Genomic DNA, 16,515 nt, shown 5'->3' with positions numbered 1-16,515 from the left:
TCCCCCCGGTCCCGCACCCGCCCCGTCACCGCCGGGCGGCACCGCGCCGGCACCGCCCCCGGGACCCGTCCTCCCGCGTCAGGACGCCTCCGGCTCCTTCGGCACGGCACCGGAACCGGCACCGCCCCCGGCCGCGTCGCCACCGGCTCCGTCACCGGCGCCGGTCTCCGCGCCCGCGCTCACGGCCGCGCCCGTACCCGCGTCCTCGCCCGTACCGGACTCGTCCTCGTCCCCGCGGCTCACGCCCCGGCCGGCCGGGCCGACGCCCGACTCCGTGTCCATGCGCTTGTCGAGCAGTTCCAGCGCCCGCCGGGCCAGCCCGTTGGAGCGGACCATGCCGCCCAGGGTGGCCGCGCCCCGGGTGATGTCCGCGAACGCCTTCCAGGCCGGCCGCACCCCGGTGATCACCGCGTGCAGCAGCCCCGGCCGCCGCTCGAAGACGGACAGCATCCGCCGGCCGACCGCCATCTCCACGCCGAGCCCGGCCTTGATGGCGAACGCGTAGTTCAGCGCCTGGCGGCGGGCGTCCACCGCGTCGGCGGCCTCCGCGACCCGCACCGCCCACTCGCCGGCGAGCCGGCCGGAGCGGAGCGCGTACGAGATGCCCTCTCGGGTCCACGGCTCCAGCAGGCCCGCCGCGTCGCCGCAGACCAGGACCCGGCCGCGGGAGAGCGGCGAGTCGTCGGTGCGGCAGCGGGTGAGGTGGCCCGAGGAGATCGAGGGCTCGAAGCCGGCGAGGCCGAGGCGGGCGACGAAGTCCTCCAGGTACCGCTTGGTCGCCGCGCCCTCGCCGCGCGCCGAGATGACGCCGACCGTCAGCGTGTCGCCCTTGGGGAAGACCCAGCCGTAACTGCCGGGCATCGGGCCCCAGTCGATGAGGACGCGGCCCTTCCAGTCCTCCGCCACCGACGGCGGCACCGGGATCTCGGCCTCCAGGCCCAGGTCGACCTGGCCCATCCGCACCCCGACGTGCGCCCCTATCCGGCCGGCGCTGCCGTCCGCGCCGACCACGGCCCGCGCGAGGACCGTCTCGCCGTCGGCGAGGACCACGGCGACCGTCCGGCGGTCCGGCACGGCCGGGCCGTGCTGCTCCACCCGGGAGACCGCCGCGCCGGTGCGCAGCTGGGCGCCCGCCTTCTGGGCGTGCTCGACGAGCCGGGCGTCGAACTCGGGCCGGTTGACGAGCCCGAAGAGCATGCGGCGCGAGCGGCGGGTGCGGGCGAAGCGGCCTTCGAGGGAGAAGGTGACGGCGTGCACCCGGTCCTGGAGGGGAAGCTCGAAGCCGGGCGGCAGGGAGTCCCGGGAGGGGCCGATGATGCCGCCGCCGCAGGTCTTGTAGCGGGGCAGCTCGGCCTTCTCCAGGAGCAGCACCCGGCGGCCCGCGACGGCCGCCGCGTACGCCGCCGACGCGCCCGCCGGGCCGGCGCCGACGACCACCACGTCCCACACCTCGGGCCGCTCCCCCGCGGCCTCCTCCGGCGTGGCGGAGGCGCTCTCCGGGGCGGTGTCCGCGGGTCCGTCCGGGTCCGCCCCGCCGCCCGCGTCCGCGCCCGACGGCGCGTCCGCCGCGGGGGACGCACCGGGCACGAGCGGCTCGGTGGACTCCGGACCGGCGTTCTCTGCGTGCTCGCTGCTCACGATGTGCTTCTGCTCCTGATCCGACCGGCGTCTGCTTCCCGCATCCTACGGCTCGGTAGGCCACGGCCCGGTCGTAGGATCGGCGGTGCGAACGACGTACCACCCGATACGCCGTTCGCTCCCCTCTCATCTGAACGTCGCACCCACGAGGAGCGTGCCCATGACGCCGAATCCGATCGCCGACACCGTCCGGTCCCTGATGCCGCGGGCCAAGGCCGAGCTGGCCGAGCTGGTGGCCTTCGAGTCGGTCGCGGACGAGGCCGTCGCCCCCCGCAGCGAGTGCGAGGGCGCCGCGAACTGGGTCGCCGACGCGCTGCGCGCCGAGGACTTCCAGGACGTGGCGCTGCTCGACACCCCCGACGGTACGCAGTCGGTCTACGGCGTGCTGCCCGGCCCGGCGGGCGCTCCGACGGTTCTGCTCTACGCCCACTACGACGTCCAGCCCAAGCTGGACGAGTCGGCCTGGCTGACCCCGCCCTTCACCCTGACCGAGCGCGAGGACGGCCGCTGGTACGGGCGCGGCGCCGCCGACTGCAAGGGCGGTTTCATCCTGCACCTGCTGGCGCTGCGCGCGCTCAAGGCCGACGGCGGCGTGCCGGTGACGGTCAAGATGATCGTCGAGGGCTCGGAGGAGCAGGGCACCGGCGGCCTGGAGCGGTACGCCGAGGAGCACCCGGAGGTGCTGGCCGCCGACACCATCGTGATCGGCGACGCGGGCAACTTCCGGGTCGGCCTGCCGACCGTGACCGCCACCCTGCGCGGCATGACGATGATCCGGGTGACGGTCGACACCCTGGAGGGCAACCTCCACTCGGGCCAGTTCGGCGGCGCCGCCCCCGACGCGCTCGCCGCGCTCGTCCGGGTGCTCGACTCGCTGCGAGCCGAGGACGGCTCCACGGTGATCGACGGCCTGCCGCACGACGCCGTGTGGGAGGGCCTTCAGTACCCGGAGGAGGACTTCCGCGCCGACGCCAAGGTGCTGCCGGGCGTGGACCTGCCGGGCTCGGGCACGGTCGCCGACCGGATCTGGGCCCGTCCGGCCGTCACCGTCGTCGGCATCGACTGCCACCCGGTGGCCGGCGCCACCCCGTCGATCCCGCGCAGCGCCCGCGCGCAGATCAGCCTGCGGGTGCCGCCCGGCCAGGACGCGGCCGAGGCGACGAAGCTGCTGTTCGCCCACATCGAGAAGCACACGCCGTGGAACGCGCGCGTGACGCTGGAGCAGGTCGGCCAGGGCCAGCCGTTCCAGGCGGACACCGCCAGCCCGGCGTACGCCTCGATGGCGAAGGCGATGCGGGTGGCGTACCCCGGCCAGGAGATGCAGGCGGCCGGCATGGGCGGCTCGATCCCGCTGTGCAACACGCTCGCCACCCTCTACCCGGAGGCGGAGATCCTGCTCATCGGCCTGAGCGAGCCGGACGCGCGGATCCACGCCGTCAACGAGTCGGTCTCCCCCGAGGAGCTGGAGCGGCTGTCGGTCGCCGAGGCGCTGTTCCTCTCCTACTACGCGGCCGGCGCGGAGAACTGACACCCGGCGGGCCCCGCCCGGGGCGTTCCGCTCCGGGCGAAGCTCGCCGAGAGCGTAGAAGCGGGCGGCGGGGCCGGTCCGGTCCGTAGGTTCGCTGCATGGAACCCACGACCTCCCTGGAAGCCGTCCCGGTGACGCCCCGGCTGCACCTCCTCGACCACTTCGTCGGCCAGTCCTACCTGTGGCGGGACGGCGCCGGCCCCACCGCCGAACTGACCCTGGTGGACGCCGGCTGGGCCGGGTCCGCGGACCGGACCGAGGCGGCGATACGGGCCGCGGGCGAGGACCCGTCCCGGCTGGCCCGGATCGTCCTCACCCACTGCCACCGCGACCACGTGGGCGCGGCGGGCGAGCTGGCCGCCCGGCACGGCGCCGAGATCGTCGCCCACCGGCTCGACGCGCCGTACGTGCGCGGCGAACTGCCCGTCCCCGCACCGGACCTCCTCGACTGGGAGCTGCCGCTGTGGGAGCACGGGCTGACCGTGCCGGAGGCGCCGCCGACCCGGGTGGACCGGGAGGTCGCGGACGGCGAGGAGCTGGGCTTCGGGGACGGGGCCGTCGCGGTCCACGCCCCCGGGCACACCCCGGGATCCATGGGGATCCATCTGCCCCGGCACGGCGTGCTGTTCGCCGGGGACACCGTGGCCGCGGTCCAGGGGGTGACCCTCGGGGTCTTCCACGTGGACCGTGCGCTCGCGCTCGCCTCGATGCGCCGGTTCGCCGCCCTGCGCCCCTCGGTGCTGTGCTGCGGGCACGGCGCGCCGGTGACGCAGAACGCGGCGGAGCTGCTGGAGCGGGCGGCGGCCGGGGGCACCGGGCTCGGCTAGGGCCTGTCCGGCGGAGGCCCCGGCGCCACCGGGGGTCAGCCGACCGGGACGCCCGCCTCCAGGTTGAGCACCGTGCCCCGTTCGCGGGCGCGCAGGGCCCAGCGGAGGCGGTCGTAGCGGACCGGCGGGAGGAGGTCGGCGGCCTCCTCCTCGGTGACGAACCGCCAGGCGCGCAGTTCGGCGCCGGGCAGCCGGAGCCGGGCCGCGTCCCCGGGGGTGAGCCGGCCGCCGTCGAAGAGGAGCCGCAGCCCGCCGAAGCCGGGGGGCCGGGGCTTCTCCCAGTCGACGAGGAGCAGCCGGGGCACGGTGGCGAGTTCGAGCCCCACCTCCTCGGCGACCTCGCGCATCCCGGCGCGGGCGGGCGGTTCGCCGGGTTCGACGACGCCGCCGGGGAACTCCCAGCCGGGCTTGTAGGTGGGGTCGACGAGCAGGAAGCGGTCCTCCTCGTCGAAGAGGAGGACTCCGGCGGCGAGGGTCTCGCCGGTCGGCTCGGGGGTCTGGACGATCCCGCAGGGCGTGGCGAGCCCGCCCAGGACCGCGTCGGCGACGGTCCGGGCGGTCTCGGCGACGGTGAGGTCCGAGGTGTCCACGGTGTGGGCGTCGGCGCCGAGCCAGCCCGCGGCGGCGGTGCGGTACGGCTCGACGTGGGCGTGGCACCAGCGGCGGACGTCGGCGTCGACGGCGGGGTCCCCGTAGTCGGCGCGGCCGTCGATCCGCGACCGCAGGATCGTTTCCCCCGGTGCCAGGAGGACGTGCCGGACATCGATCCTGCGGGCGGCGAGGCCGCCGAAGATCTCGTCCCGGTACTCCTGCCGGAGCAGGGTCATCGGGACCACGAGCACGCCGCCGACCTCGGTGTGCAGGGCGGCCGCGGTGTCCACCACGAGCCGCCGCCAGATCGGCAGGTCCTGGTAGTCGTCGACCTCGGCGAGCCGCTCGGCGGGCAGCAGCCGGCGCAGGTGCCCGCCGGTGGTCTCGGGGTCGTACAGCGTGCTGTGCGGGATCAGTCCGACCAGTTCGCGCGCGGTGCTGGACTTTCCCGCGCCGAACGCCCCGTTGATCCAGACGATCACGATTCCCCCCTCATCGGTAGCCCCCTGTGGCTTGCCCGCAACACCCTGCCACGAAAACCACGAACGCACGTCCGGGCCGGTGTTCCCGCACGGGAGCGTGCGGGCCTCCCGAAGCACGCCCGAAGCACGCCGAACGGGCGTCCGGGGCGGACCGGCCGGGCGTACGGGACGGGCCGGGCGTACGGGACGGGGCGGGCAGGCGTACGGGACGGGGCGGGCGTACGGGACGGGGTGGGTCAGGCGCGGGCCGCCGCGGCGGCGCCGAGCAGGCCCGCGTCCGTGCCGGTGGCGGCCGGGACGACCGTCAGGCCGCGGGCGAAGGAGAGCGTGGCGTAGTCGGCGAGGGCGCGGCGGAGCGGGGCGAAGAGGACCTCCCCGGCGCCCGCGACTCCCCCGCCGACCACGGCGACGTCGATCTCGACCAGGTGCGCGGTGGCGGCGATCCCGGCCGCGAGGGCGCGGGCGGCCCGCTCGAAGGCGGCGAGCGCCGCCGGGTGGCCGGCCCCGGCGGCGCGGGCCACGGCGGCGGCCGAGGCGTCGCCGTCGGGGCCGGGGCGCCAGCCGCCGTCGAGGGCGTGGCGGGCGAGGTGCGGGCCGGCGGCGAGCCGTTCGACGCAGCCCCGGCCGCCGCAGGCGCAGGGGTCCCCGGCGAGGTCCACGCTGAGGTGGCCGATGTGACCGGCGTTGCCGGTGGGGCCCGGATGGAGGCGGCCGCCGAGGACGAGGCCGCCGCCGACCCCGGTCGAGACGACCAGGCAGAGGGCGTTGTCGTGGCCCCGGGCGGCGCCGAGCCAGTGTTCGGCGGCGGTCATGGCGACGCCGTCGCCGACGAGGCTGACCGGACGGCCGCCGGTGAGCCGCCGCACCCGCTCGACCAGCGGGAAGTCGCGCCAGCCCGGCACGTTGACCGGACTGACCGTGCCCCTGACCGCGTCGACCGGCCCCGCGCTGCCGATGCCCACGGCCCCGGCGGCGGACCAGAGCGGGGAGGCGGCCAGGTCGGCGAGGACGGCCTCGACCGCCCCCAGTACCGTCTCCGCGTCCTCCCGGGCCGGGGTGGGCCGCCGGGACCGGGCCAGGATGCCGCCCGCCGCGTCGACCAGCGCTCCGGCGATCTTGGTGCCGCCGATGTCGAGCGCGACGACCGGGCCGGGGGTGGTGACGGAAGGTACGGGTCCGGGTGCGGTGAGCATGCACGTAGGTTCTCACGGGGCGGCGCGGCCCCTCCGGCCGTATCCCCGCCCCGTCTTCCTTCCCCCTCCGGCCGTGTCCCCGCCCCGGCTTCCTCCCCCTCCTCCGGTCCGGCCCCTCCCCCAGCCACGCCTTTACCACCTCCCCGGGTGCGCGCGCCCGTCCTTCGGCCATGTCCCCGGCCGTTCTCTCCACCTCGGCTGGACAACGTTGTCCAGGCCCTATGCTCGGACCCGCTACACACGTTCGAATCGCGGTGGGGTGCCCGCCCCCGACCGCCCAGGACCGACGGAGGAACCCCGCACCGTGGCCGAGCCCCTCACCTCCGAACCCCGATACGGCAACCGGCCCACGATGAAGGACGTCGCCGCCCGGGCGGGCGTCGGCCTCAAGACGGTCTCCCGGGTCGTCAACGGCGAGCCGGGGGTGACCTCCGGCACCGAGCGGCGGGTCCGCGAGGCCATCGACGCCCTCGGCTTCCGCCGCAACGACAGCGCGCGGGTGCTCCGCAAGGGCCGGACGGCGACTATCGGTCTTGTCCTGGAGGACCTGGCCGACCCGTTCTACGGGCAGATAGGCCGGGCCGTGGAGGAGGTCGCCCGCGCGCACGGCACGCTGCTGATCAACGGCTCCAGCGCCCGGGACCCGGAGCGCGAGCAGGAACTGGCGCTGGCGCTCTGCGCGCGCCGGGTCGACGGGCTCGTCGTCATCCCCGCCGGGGACGACCACCGCTACCTGGAGCCGGAGATGCGGGCGGGCGTGGCCACCGTCTTCGCCGACCGGCCGGCCGGTCTGATCGACGCGGACACCGTGCTGTCGGACAGCTTCGGCGGGGCCCGGGACGGGGTGGCGCACCTCATCGCCCACGGGCACCGGCGGATCGGCTTCGTCGGCGACCGGCCCGCCGTCCACACGGCGGCGGAGCGGCTGCGCGGCTACCGGGCAGCGATGGAGGACGCGGGGCTGCCGGTCGACGAGCGGTGGGTGGCGCCGGGGTCCACGGACCCGGAGCGGGTGACGGCGGCGGTCACCGCGATGCTCTCCGGGCCGGAGCCGGTGACGGCGCTGTTCACCGGCAACAACCGGGTCACCGTCACCGCCGTCCGGGTGCTCGCCGCGCGGACCGCCTCCGGCGGCGGCAGGGCCCCGGTCGCCCCCGTCGCGCTGGTCGGCTTCGACGACGTCGAGCTCGGCGACGTCCTGGGCCTCACCGTGATCGCCCAGGACCCGGCGGCGCTCGGCCGGACCGCGGCCGAGCACCTCTTCCGGCGGCTGGCCGGAACGGCGGAGCCGCCCCGGCACGTGGTCATCGGGACCCGGCTCCTCGCCCGCGGCTCGGGCGAGACCCCGCCCCCGTCCCCCTGACGGCCCGCTTCCCTCCCTCAGCAGACCCGCAGGCCGTCGACCGGTCCGCCGGACGCCCCGCCGCGCAGGTGGAGCACGCTCAGGTAGACGTTGGTGTTGCCGCTGTCGTCGTCGGTGCGGGCGAACCAGCGGCTGCTGACGCCGCCGTACGACTCGCCGTGGTCGAGGTCCACCTGGCAGAAGAAGGTGTGCGGCCCGGCGCCGACGGTGCCCATCTCGCCGCCGTCGTGGCGGACCGTCGTGGCGGAGCGCACCACCTGGCAGGAGGCCCCCGAACCGGCCGGCGAGCAGCCGCCGGGCGGGGGCGGGGCCTGGGTGGCCGGCGCGGGCGCTTCGGTGGTGGCGCCCCCGGCGGGCGCGGTCGCGCCGCTCCCGGTGCCGCCGGAGCCCGTCCCCGAACCGCCCGGGGCGGCCGTGCCGGCGCCCGGCCGGGTGCCGCCCCCGGCAGCGCCGCCGGACGCCGTCGCGGTGCCGGACGGGCCGCCCGCCGTACGGGCTCCGCCGTCGCCGGGGCCCCCGGCCGCGCCCGCGTCCTTCCCGGCGCCGGTCGGGGCGGCCGAACCGTCCGGGCCGGTGGCGGAGGGCGCGGCACCGGGCGGCGCGGAGCCCGTACCCGTACCGGCACCGCTACCGGGGTCGAGGACCTGCCCGGGGTCCGCCGCCGTGCCGCCCGTGCCACCGCCGGTCCGCTCCCCGGCGGCCCGCGCGGTGTCGGCCCGGTCCATGAGGGCGTACGTGATCCCGCCGCCGGCCAGCAGGACGGCGGCGGCCGAGGCGGCGACGAGCGCCCGCGTCCGCCGTCCCCGCGCCGCCGGTCCGCCCCGGCGGCCGGCCCGCCGCCCGGCCGGGGCCGTGACCGCCGCTTCAGGCCCCGGCACCTCCAGCGGCGGCCCGAACCCGGCCCCCGGCTCCCCGCCCGGAGCACCGGCCCGCACCCCCGCCGGAGCCCCCGCCGGAGCCCCGAAGGCTCCGCCGGGAAGACGCGGATCGGGTACGGGTACGGGGGCGGGCTCCGGGACCGGCGCCGGAACGGCGGCCCGCGGTACGGGTGCCGGATCGTTTCCCTCCGCGACCTCCGCCAGGAGCCGGGCCGCCGCGCGGGCGTCCGGGCGGGCGGCGGGGTCCTTGTCGAGGAGGCGGAGCAGGACCGGGGCGAGCGGGCCCGCCCGGCGCGGCTCCGGCAGCGGGTCGGTGACGATGGCCGCGAGGGTGGACCAGGTCGAGGTGCGGCGGAAGGGCGAGGAGCCCTCGACCGCCGCGTACAGGGTGGCGCCCACCGCCCAGACGTCCGCCGCCGGGGCCGGGTCGCCGCCCCGGGCCCGCTCGGGGGCGAGGAAGTCGAGCGAGCCGATGATCTCGCCGCTGCGGGTGAGGCGGGTGGCCGAACCGTCGCCCGGGTCCTCCATGGCCGCGATGCCGAAGTCGGTGAGGACGGTGCGGCCCGAGCGGTCGAGGAGGATGTTGCCGGGCTTGACGTCCCGGTGCAGCACCCCGGCGTCGTGGGCGGCGGCCAGCGCTTCCAGCACCCCGGCGCCGATCCGGGCGGCCTCCCGGGGCTCCAGGGCGCCGCGTTCCTTGAGGACGTCGTCGAGCGAGGGGCCGTCGACGAGCTCCATGACGATGACCGGGCGGCCCTCGTGCTCGGTGACGTCGTGGACGGCGACCACCCCGGGGTGGCGGACCCGGGCAGCGGCCCGCGCCTCGCGGGTCATCCGCAGCCGCAGGTCGGCGAGTTCGTCCGCGGCGGTGTCCGTGTAGGTGCGGAGTTCCTTGACGGCCACCTCGCGGCCGAGGACCTCGTCGACGGCGTGCCAGACCACGCCCATGCCGCCGCGCCCGAGTGCGCGCACGACTCTGTAGCGGCCCGCGAGCCGCTCGTTCTCCCCCGAAGACACCGCTGCCCCGTTCCCCTGTCGATCATGTGAACTCGACAAGAGTACGGGGCAGTTGGCGGAAAAGTGACCGTTTGCCGATCAGTCGCGGCGGCTCCGGTGAGGTCAGCGCTCGGCGGTGGCCGTGAGGTCGCCGCGGCGCGGGGCCGCGAAGCGCTCCAGGGCCGCGCGGGTCATGCCGGTGAGGGCGTCGACCTCGGCGGTGTCGAGGGCGCCGCACTGGAGGCCGCGCAGCAGGTAGGAGGAGAGCGCCTTGGCGGTGGCGGGCTCGTCCATGACGTCGCCGCCGGCGTGGTTGGCGTAGGCGGAGAGGCGCTTGGCGGCGGCCTCGAAGCCCTCGCGGTAGAAGGCGAACACGGCGGCGTACCGGGTGGGGATGTGGCCCGGGTGCATGTCCCAGCCCTGGTAGTAGGCGCGGGACAGGGCGCGGCGGGTCAGGCCGTAGTGCAGCTTCCACGCCTCGTGGACGTGGGCGGTGGAGCCGACCGGGAGGACGTTGGTGGAGCCGTCGGAGACCCGGACGCCGGTGCCGGCGGCGGCCACCTGCATGATCGCCTTGGCGTGGTCGGCGGCGGGGTGGTCGCTGGCCTGGTAGGCGGCGGAGACGCCGAGGCAGGCGCTGTAGTCGAAGGTGCCGTAGTGGAGGCCGGTGGCGCGGCCCTCGGCGGCGTCGATCATGCGGGCGACGGTGGCGGTGCCGTCGGCGCCGAGGATGGACTGGCTGGTCTCGATCTGGATCTCGAAGCCGAGCCGGCCGGCGTCGAGGCCGTGGGCCTTCTCGAAGGCTTCGAGGAGCCGGACGAAGGCGGTGACCTGCTCGGGGTAGGTGACCTTGGGGAGGGTGAGGACGAGGCCGTCGGGCAGGCCGCCGCTCTCCAGGAGGCCGGTGAGGAAGACGTCGGTGGTGCGGATGCCGCGGTCGCGGACGGCGGCCTCCATGCACTTCATCCGGATGCCCGTGTAGGGGGCGGCGGTGCCCGCGGCGTACGCCTCGTTGATCAGGCGGGCGGCGCGGGCGGCGTCCTGGTCCTCGTCGGCGCCGGCGTAGCCGTCCTCGAAGTCGACGCGCAGGTCCTCGATCGGCTCGCGCTCCAGCTTGGCGCGGACGCGGCCGTACACGTCCTCGGCGAGGTCGTCGGAGAGGCCGAGGACGGCGGCGAAGGAGGCCGCGTCGGGGGCGTGCTCGTCGAGGGCGGCGAGCGCCCGGTCGCCCCAGGAGCGGACGGTGTCCGCGTCGAAGAGGTTGCCCGGCACGTAGACGGTGTGGACGGGCTGGCGGGTGCCGGGGTCGCCCGGGTAGCGGCGGTCGAGCTCGGCGTCCACCGCGGCGAGGGAGGAGCTGATGCCCTCGCTGACCGCGCCGGCGAGGCTCGTCGACACCTTCTCCTGCTGACCCATTCCCTGTTCCCTCCTATTTTCCGCTTCACGGAATCAACAATCCGCATAGCGAAGTTAATAGGCTCCCGGGCCCGCGTCAATGGTTGACCGAAACGGCCGGGGGCCGCACGGCGAAACTCGCCGTGCGGCCCCCGGACCTGCAAAAGCGCCGGATCGTCAGCCCTTGCGGGCCTGGACCTCCTGGGTGAGGGCCGGGACGACGTCGAAGAGGTCGCCCACCACGCCGTAGTCGACGAGGTCGAAGATCGGGGCCTCGGCGTCCTTGTTGACGGCGACGATGGTCTTCGAGGTCTGCATGCCGGCGCGGTGCTGGATCGCGCCGGAGATGCCCGCCGCGATGTACAGCTGCGGGGAGACCGACTTGCCGGTCTGGCCGACCTGGTTGGAGTGCGGGTACCAGCCGGCGTCCACCGCGGCGCGGGAGGCGCCGACGGCCGCGCCGAGCGAGTCGGCGAGGGCCTCGATGATCCCGAAGTTCTCGGCGCCGTTGACGCCGCGGCCGCCGGAGACCACGATCGCGGCCTCGGTCAGCTCCGGGCGGCCGGTGGACTCGCGGGCGGTGCGGCCGGTCACCTTGGTGCCGGTGGCCAGCGCGCCGAAGGAGACCGCGAGGGCCTCGACGGCACCGGCGGCCGGGGCGGCCTCGACCGGGGCGGAGTTCGGCTTGACGGTGATGACCGGGGTGCCCTTGGAGACGCGGGACCTGGTCGTGTACGAGGCGGCGAACGCGGCCTGCGTGGCGACCGGGCCCTCGTCACCGGCCTCCAGGTCCACGGCGTCGGTGATGATGCCGGAGCCGATGCGGACCGCGAGGCGGGCCGCGATCTCCTTGTTCTCGGCGGAGGAGGGGACGAGCACGGCGGCCGGGGAGACGGCCTCGTAGGCGGCCTGGAGGGCGTCGACCTTCGGGACGACCAGGTAGTCGCCGAACTCGGCGGCCTCGGCCGTCAGGACGCGGACGGCACCGTGCTCGCCGAGGACGGCGGCGGTGTCGGCGGCGCCGTTGCCGAGGGCGACGGCGACCGGCTCGCCCAGGCGGCGGGCGAGGGTGAGCAGCTCCAGGGTGGGCTTGCGGACGGCTCCGTCGACGTGGTCGACGTAGACGAGAATCTCAGCCATGGGACTTCAATCTCCTGCGAACGAAAAGGGGGCGGTCGGTACGGCTCGCGCGAGCCCTAGATGAACTTCTGGCTCGCGAGGTACTCGGCCAGCTGCTTGCCGCCCTCGCCCTCGTCCTTGACGATCGTGCCCGCGGTGCGCGCCGGACGCTCGTCGGCGGAGTCGACGGCGGTCCAGGAGCCCTCCAGGCCGACCTCGTCCTCGTCGAGGTCCAGGTCGTCGAGCTCCAGCTCCTCGACCGGCTTCTTCTTGGCCGCCATGATGCCCTTGAAGGACGGGTAGCGCGCCTCGCCCGACTGGTCGGTCACGGAGACCACGGCCGGGAGGGACGCCTCCAGCTGCTCGGAGGCGGTGTCGCCGTCGCGGCGGCCGGTGACCTTGCCGCCCTCGACCTTGACCTCGGAGAGCAGGGTGACCTGCGGGACGCCCAGGCGCTCGGCCAGGATCGCCGGGAGGACGCCCATGGTGCCGTCGGTGGAGGCCATACCGGCGATGACCAGGTCGTAACCGGTCTTCTCGATCGCCTTGGCGAGCACCAGGGAGGTGGCCATGACGTCGGAGCCGTGGATGGACTCGTCGTCGACGTGGACGGCCTTGTCGGCGCCCATGGAGAGCGCCTTGCGCAGGGCGTCGCGGGCGTCCTCGGGGCCGACGGTGAGGACGGTGACCTCGGCGTCGTCGGCCTCCTCGGCGATCTGGAGCGCCTGCTCGACCGCGTACTCGTCGAGCTCCGACAGGAGACCGTCGACGTCCTCGCGGTCGACCGTCAGGTCGTCGGCGAACTTCCGGTCGCCCGTGGCGTCCGGCACGTACTTCACACAGACAACGATCCTCAAGCTCACGCCGGCTCTCCTACTGCATCGTCATAACTGGGCTGCCTTGTTGCTCGCAGCATAGGCGCCTGAAGGGCGGGTTTCCGGTCGGGGCGCTGGACGCCCCGACCGTATATTACTCACCAGTACACCCAGTTCGTGACCATGGAGCAAGCGCACGGGCGTGTGACCTTGCCAACGCGCCCGGCGGGGCCGCGGCGGGAACTCTCAGTCGCGCAGCGCGTTGAAGCGCCCGTGGTGGTAGAGCAGGGGGCGGCCCGCGCCGTCGGGGTCGCCGGCGACGGCCTGGGCGATCACGATGCGGTGGTCCCCGGCGGGCACCCGGGCCACCACCCGGCAGACCAGCCAGGCGAGGACGCCGTCCAGCACCGGCACGCCCTCGGGGCCCCGGCGCCAGCGGGTGGGCTCGGCGAAGCGGTCGGCGCCGCTGCGCGCGAAGGTGGCGGCGAGCTGTTCCTGGTGCTCGCCGAGTATGTGCACGCCTATGTGCTCCGCCTCGGCCACCACGGGCCAGCTGGAGGAGCCGGTGCCGACACCGAAGGAGATCAGCGGCGGGTCGGCGGCGACGGAGTTGAGCGAGGTGGCGGTGAAGCCGACGGGGCGCTCGCCGTGGGCGGTGATCACGGCGACCCCGGCGGCGTGCCGGCGGAAGACGGAGCGGAGCAGGTCGGGCGAGGCGGGCCGGGAGGCGCCGATCGTGGGCACGGCGCGGAGCTCGGGCGAGACCGTCATGGAATTGTCCTTCGGGCGGGGCGGCATGGGAGGGGGGTCCGGGGGCGTCAGAGGCCCGGACAGCGCGCGCTCGCGTGGCGGCCCAGATCCACATGGACCCTGCCGTAGAGAAGGAGTTCACCGCTCACTCCGTCAGGGTGACGACGGGTGACCGTCCGGGTCAAGTGCGTACCGGAATGTGGGAGATGTGTCACCGCGTCAGGCCCCGGCGCTCCGGCCCCTTCCCTCACAGGGCGCGGCCGAGGGCCGCGATGACGTCGGCGCGGCGCGGCTGTCCGGCGGCCCGGCGCACGATCCGCCCCTCGGCGTCGAGGACGAGGACGGTGGGGGTGCGGGCGATCCCGAGCTCCCGGACGAGGGCGAGGTGCTCCTCGGCGTCGATCTCGACGTGGCCGACGCCGGGGACCATCGCGGCGACCTCGGCGAGGGTGCGGCGGGTGGCCCGGCAGGGCTGGCAGAAGGCGCTGGAGAACTGGACGAGGGTGGCGCGCTCCCCGAGCGGGGCGCCTCCGAGCCGCTCGGGCCCCAGCCTCGGCGCGCCGGCCGGCGCGGTCCCCTCACCCATGTCCCGTCTCCCTGTCTCCGCTTCCACGGCCCGGTCCTTCCCGGCGTTTCCCCCGGCACTCCCGGCTCCCGTCAGGTGCAGCGTCGCACGGGGCTCGAACAATTCCGGCCACGACCACCGGGAGTGACGAGAATCTCCCCGTACGAAGCCGCCTGGACTGGTCACGACGCCCCACATGCGGCACGATCTGCCCAAAGCCGAAAACCTACGGCCGCGTAACTTCGCCGGGAGAGCCCTCCCACAGGCAGAGAAGAAAGGGTTTCTCCCCCATGGCAGAACTCGTGTACCGACCGGTGATCGGCGCCGCGCTCACCATGTTCAAGGCGCTCGACCTCAAGATCGACACACAGGGTTCGGAGAACATCCCGAGGACCGGCGGAGCCGTCCTGGTCAGCAACCACATCAGCTACCTGGACTTCATCTTCAACGGCCTGGCGGCGCTGCCGCAGAAGCGGCTGGTGCGCTTCATGGCGAAGGAGTCGGTCTTCCGGCACAAGGTCTCGGGTCCGCTGATGCGGGCGATGAAGCACATCCCGGTGGACCGGGCGCAGGGCGAGCACGCCTACCAGCACGCGCTGGACGCGCTGCGGGCGGGCGAGATCGTCGGGGTCTTCCCGGAGGCGACCATCTCGCAGTCCTTCACGCTGAAGGGCTTCAAGTCGGGCGCGGCCCGGCTCGCCCAGGAGGCCGGGGTGCCGCTGGTGCCGATGGCCCTGTGGGGGACGCAGCGGATCTGGACGAAGGGCCGGCCGCGGAACTTCAAGCGCGCGCACATCCCGGTCACCATCCGGGTCGGGGAGCCGGTGGAGGCGCCCGCCGACCAGTACGCGGGGGCGATCACGCGGCGGCTGCGCGACCGGGTCCAGGAGCTCCTGGAGGCCGCGCAGCGCGCCTATCCGGTGCGCCCGAAGGACGCCGCGGACACCTGGTGGATCCCGGCGCACCTGGGCGGTACGGCTCCGACGCCGGAGCAGCTCAAGGCCGCCGGGAACCAGTAGCCGCCGTCACTCCGGGTCACGGACGGTGATCCGGGCGCCGGGGCTGACCCGCTCCAGCGCCCGCGCGAGTTCGTCGCCCGCCGCGAGCAGTTCCCCGCGGGTCATGGGGGCGAGGGACTCCAGGAGGAAGAGGGCGTCGGTGGTGCCGTCGTCGATGCGGGTGCGGGGGCCCTGGCGCCAGTTCCAGCGGCGGCAGGTGACGCCGCGCGCGTCGCACCAGACGATCTCGCCGGGCTCGGGGTGCTCGACGGTCTCCTCGCCGCCGGCGACGGTGGTGAACTCCTCCTCGCCGGTGGCCCGGACGAGCCTCATGGCGCCCTCGATCCGGTCGAGGTCCTCGCCGCCGACCGGGATGAGGTGGGCGACGCTGATCGCGTTGTAGGCGTCGACCAGCCGGTTGATCCGGGGCAGGCCGCCGTCCGCGAGGGCGCGCCGGGCGAGCGCCTCGGCGGAGTTGCGGGTGCGGGAGGGCTTGGCGCCGAAGGCGGTGTACGCGGCGCGCCAGGCGGCGACGTGCGGGTCCTGGTCGGGGGTGCGGCCGTCGAGCCGCTCGGCGAGCCGGCGGGCGGCCTCGTCGAGGAGGGCCGAACTGGCTTCGTCGCTGGGGCCGTTGACGAGGCCGCGGGCCTCGATCGCGAGGTGGGTGAAGCCGGGGACGAGGGCGCGCACCTCGTCGGAGACGGTGAGCGTGAGGGTCATGTTCCGCCGTTCGGTTCTTCGGAAGTCACAGTTCCGTGGGGAGCGTCCGCCAGAGGTGCGGTCGGTCGGGCGCGTCGTGCAGGCTCCGGAGCACCGCCGGATGCGGTTCATCATAGAGGACTGGATAGTCCACTTCATTGAACTCGGGCCGGACGGTCCAGGCCAGCCGCTCCTCCCCCGTCGAGAACTGGGCGTCCACGCCCGGCGGCACATTGCCGCGCACGTCCTGCCGGGCCCATCGCTCCGCGCCCGGCAGCCGGAGCGCCACCAGGCCGTGCACCATCGGGTCGGCGCCGTCGTCGTCGGTGAGGCGCTGGTAGCAGAGGGCGGCCGGGATGCCCCGGGCCCGCAGGAGGGCGGCGTACGCGGCGGACTTGGCGTGACAGATGCCGGTGCCCAGCTCCAGGACGTCGGAGGCGCGCCAGGTGACCCGGGGGTCGCCGGAGTCCTGGGAGTGCGGGATCGTGTCGCGGACGAACAGATAGGCCGCTTCGGCGTATGAGTATGCGTCGGGATGGTCGGCGGCGATCCGGTCCGCGAGGGCGCGGACCAGCGGGTGGTCGTGGTCGATGGCCTCACTGGCCGCCAGGTACGCACGAATGTCGGGGTTCCGCTGGATGAGTTCCATGCGCGGCAAGCATAGGAATGCGGCCGAGC

15 protein-coding genes are annotated in these 16,515 nt (G+C 75.2%); 4 read left to right on the top strand and 11 right to left on the bottom strand.

Going from position 1 to position 16,515, the window contains the following annotated elements; translation table 11 throughout:
• Nucleotides 1-78 precede the first annotated feature (78 nt).
• Nucleotides 79-1,449 carry a geranylgeranyl reductase family protein gene (locus tag IE219_RS15940; protein WP_229849799.1) on the bottom strand — a complete coding sequence of 457 codons (1,371 nt, stop codon included), beginning with the start codon at nucleotides 1,447-1,449 and terminating at the stop codon, nucleotides 79-81.
• A 349-nt stretch (nucleotides 1,450-1,798) separates the two neighbouring features.
• Here IE219_RS15940 and IE219_RS15935 point away from each other — a divergent pair, with 349 nt between their 5' ends.
• Together IE219_RS15935 and IE219_RS15930 are read left to right on the top strand one after the other, a co-directional pair.
• Nucleotides 1,799-3,166 (top strand): dipeptidase, encoded by a 1,368-nt coding sequence (locus IE219_RS15935; RefSeq protein ID WP_189977725.1) that lies wholly within the window; start codon nucleotides 1,799-1,801, stop codon nucleotides 3,164-3,166.
• 98 nt (nucleotides 3,167-3,264) lie between these two features.
• Entirely contained in the window at nucleotides 3,265-3,993 is a 729-nt protein-coding gene (locus IE219_RS15930; RefSeq protein ID WP_373298840.1) for an MBL fold metallo-hydrolase, read from the top strand.
• A 35-nt stretch (nucleotides 3,994-4,028) separates the two neighbouring features.
• Here IE219_RS15930 and IE219_RS15925 read toward each other — a convergent pair whose 3' ends face one another.
• Entirely contained in the window at nucleotides 4,029-5,066 is a 1,038-nt protein-coding gene (locus IE219_RS15925; protein WP_189977723.1) for an NUDIX hydrolase, read from the bottom strand.
• A 236-nt stretch (nucleotides 5,067-5,302) separates the two neighbouring features.
• Nucleotides 5,303-6,259: an ROK family protein gene (locus IE219_RS15920; RefSeq protein ID WP_189977721.1), complete on the bottom strand. Its 957-nt coding sequence runs from the start codon at nucleotides 6,257-6,259 to the stop codon at nucleotides 5,303-5,305.
• Between the two features lie 352 nt (nucleotides 6,260-6,611).
• Between IE219_RS15920 and IE219_RS15915 the strand changes: the two genes are divergently transcribed.
• The gene (locus IE219_RS15915; RefSeq protein ID WP_189978020.1) at nucleotides 6,612-7,622 is read left to right on the top strand and encodes a LacI family DNA-binding transcriptional regulator; all 1,011 of its coding nucleotides are present in this window, start codon (nucleotides 6,612-6,614) and stop codon (nucleotides 7,620-7,622) included.
• Nucleotides 7,623-7,639: 17 nt separating this feature from the next.
• Here the strand turns inward: IE219_RS15915 and IE219_RS15910 are convergent, their stop codons facing one another.
• From IE219_RS15910 to IE219_RS15885, 6 genes are all read right to left on the bottom strand, one after another.
• Nucleotides 7,640-9,517 (bottom strand): serine/threonine-protein kinase, encoded by a 1,878-nt coding sequence (locus tag IE219_RS15910; protein WP_189977719.1) that lies wholly within the window; start codon nucleotides 9,515-9,517, stop codon nucleotides 7,640-7,642.
• 102 nt (nucleotides 9,518-9,619) lie between these two features.
• On the bottom strand, nucleotides 9,620-10,912 hold the full coding sequence (locus IE219_RS15905; protein ID WP_189977717.1) for a DUF6986 family protein: 1,293 nt from the start codon (nucleotides 10,910-10,912) through the stop codon (nucleotides 9,620-9,622).
• Nucleotides 10,913-11,068: 156 nt separating this feature from the next.
• A complete protein-coding gene (locus IE219_RS15900; RefSeq protein WP_189977715.1) occupies nucleotides 11,069-12,031 on the bottom strand; it encodes an electron transfer flavoprotein subunit alpha/FixB family protein in 963 nt (320 codons plus the stop codon).
• Between the two features lie 56 nt (nucleotides 12,032-12,087).
• A complete protein-coding gene (locus IE219_RS15895) occupies nucleotides 12,088-12,873 on the bottom strand; it encodes an electron transfer flavoprotein subunit beta/FixA family protein (RefSeq protein WP_189977713.1) in 786 nt (261 codons plus the stop codon).
• Nucleotides 12,874-13,071: 198 nt separating this feature from the next.
• Nucleotides 13,072-13,596: a flavin reductase family protein gene (locus IE219_RS15890; protein ID WP_189977711.1), complete on the bottom strand. Its 525-nt coding sequence runs from the start codon at nucleotides 13,594-13,596 to the stop codon at nucleotides 13,072-13,074.
• A 226-nt stretch (nucleotides 13,597-13,822) separates the two neighbouring features.
• Nucleotides 13,823-14,161, bottom strand: coding sequence for a TlpA family protein disulfide reductase (locus IE219_RS15885; RefSeq protein WP_189977709.1), 339 nt, complete (start codon nucleotides 14,159-14,161; stop codon nucleotides 13,823-13,825).
• Between the two features lie 269 nt (nucleotides 14,162-14,430).
• On the opposite strand from IE219_RS15885, the gene IE219_RS15880 reads away from it, so the two are divergent.
• The gene (locus IE219_RS15880) at nucleotides 14,431-15,159 is read left to right on the top strand and encodes a lysophospholipid acyltransferase family protein (RefSeq protein WP_189977707.1); all 729 of its coding nucleotides are present in this window, start codon (nucleotides 14,431-14,433) and stop codon (nucleotides 15,157-15,159) included.
• A 6-nt stretch (nucleotides 15,160-15,165) separates the two neighbouring features.
• Here IE219_RS15880 and IE219_RS15875 read toward each other — a convergent pair whose 3' ends face one another.
• Both IE219_RS15875 and IE219_RS15870 read right to left on the bottom strand, forming a co-directional pair.
• The gene (locus IE219_RS15875) at nucleotides 15,166-15,858 is read right to left on the bottom strand and encodes a B3/B4 domain-containing protein (protein ID WP_189977705.1); all 693 of its coding nucleotides are present in this window, start codon (nucleotides 15,856-15,858) and stop codon (nucleotides 15,166-15,168) included.
• A gap of 25 nt (nucleotides 15,859-15,883) precedes the next feature.
• Nucleotides 15,884-16,486 carry a transglutaminase domain-containing protein gene (locus tag IE219_RS15870; RefSeq protein ID WP_189977703.1) on the bottom strand — a complete coding sequence of 201 codons (603 nt, stop codon included), beginning with the start codon at nucleotides 16,484-16,486 and terminating at the stop codon, nucleotides 15,884-15,886.
• Nucleotides 16,487-16,515: the final 29 nt, after the last annotated feature.

It is taken from the genome of Streptomyces termitum (assembly GCF_014650175.1).
Lineage (GTDB): Bacteria > Actinomycetota > Actinomycetes > Streptomycetales > Streptomycetaceae > Streptomyces > Streptomyces termitum.
The sequence above is the reverse complement of the archived record's forward strand: the minus strand, read 5'-3'. Positions and strand labels throughout refer to the sequence as shown.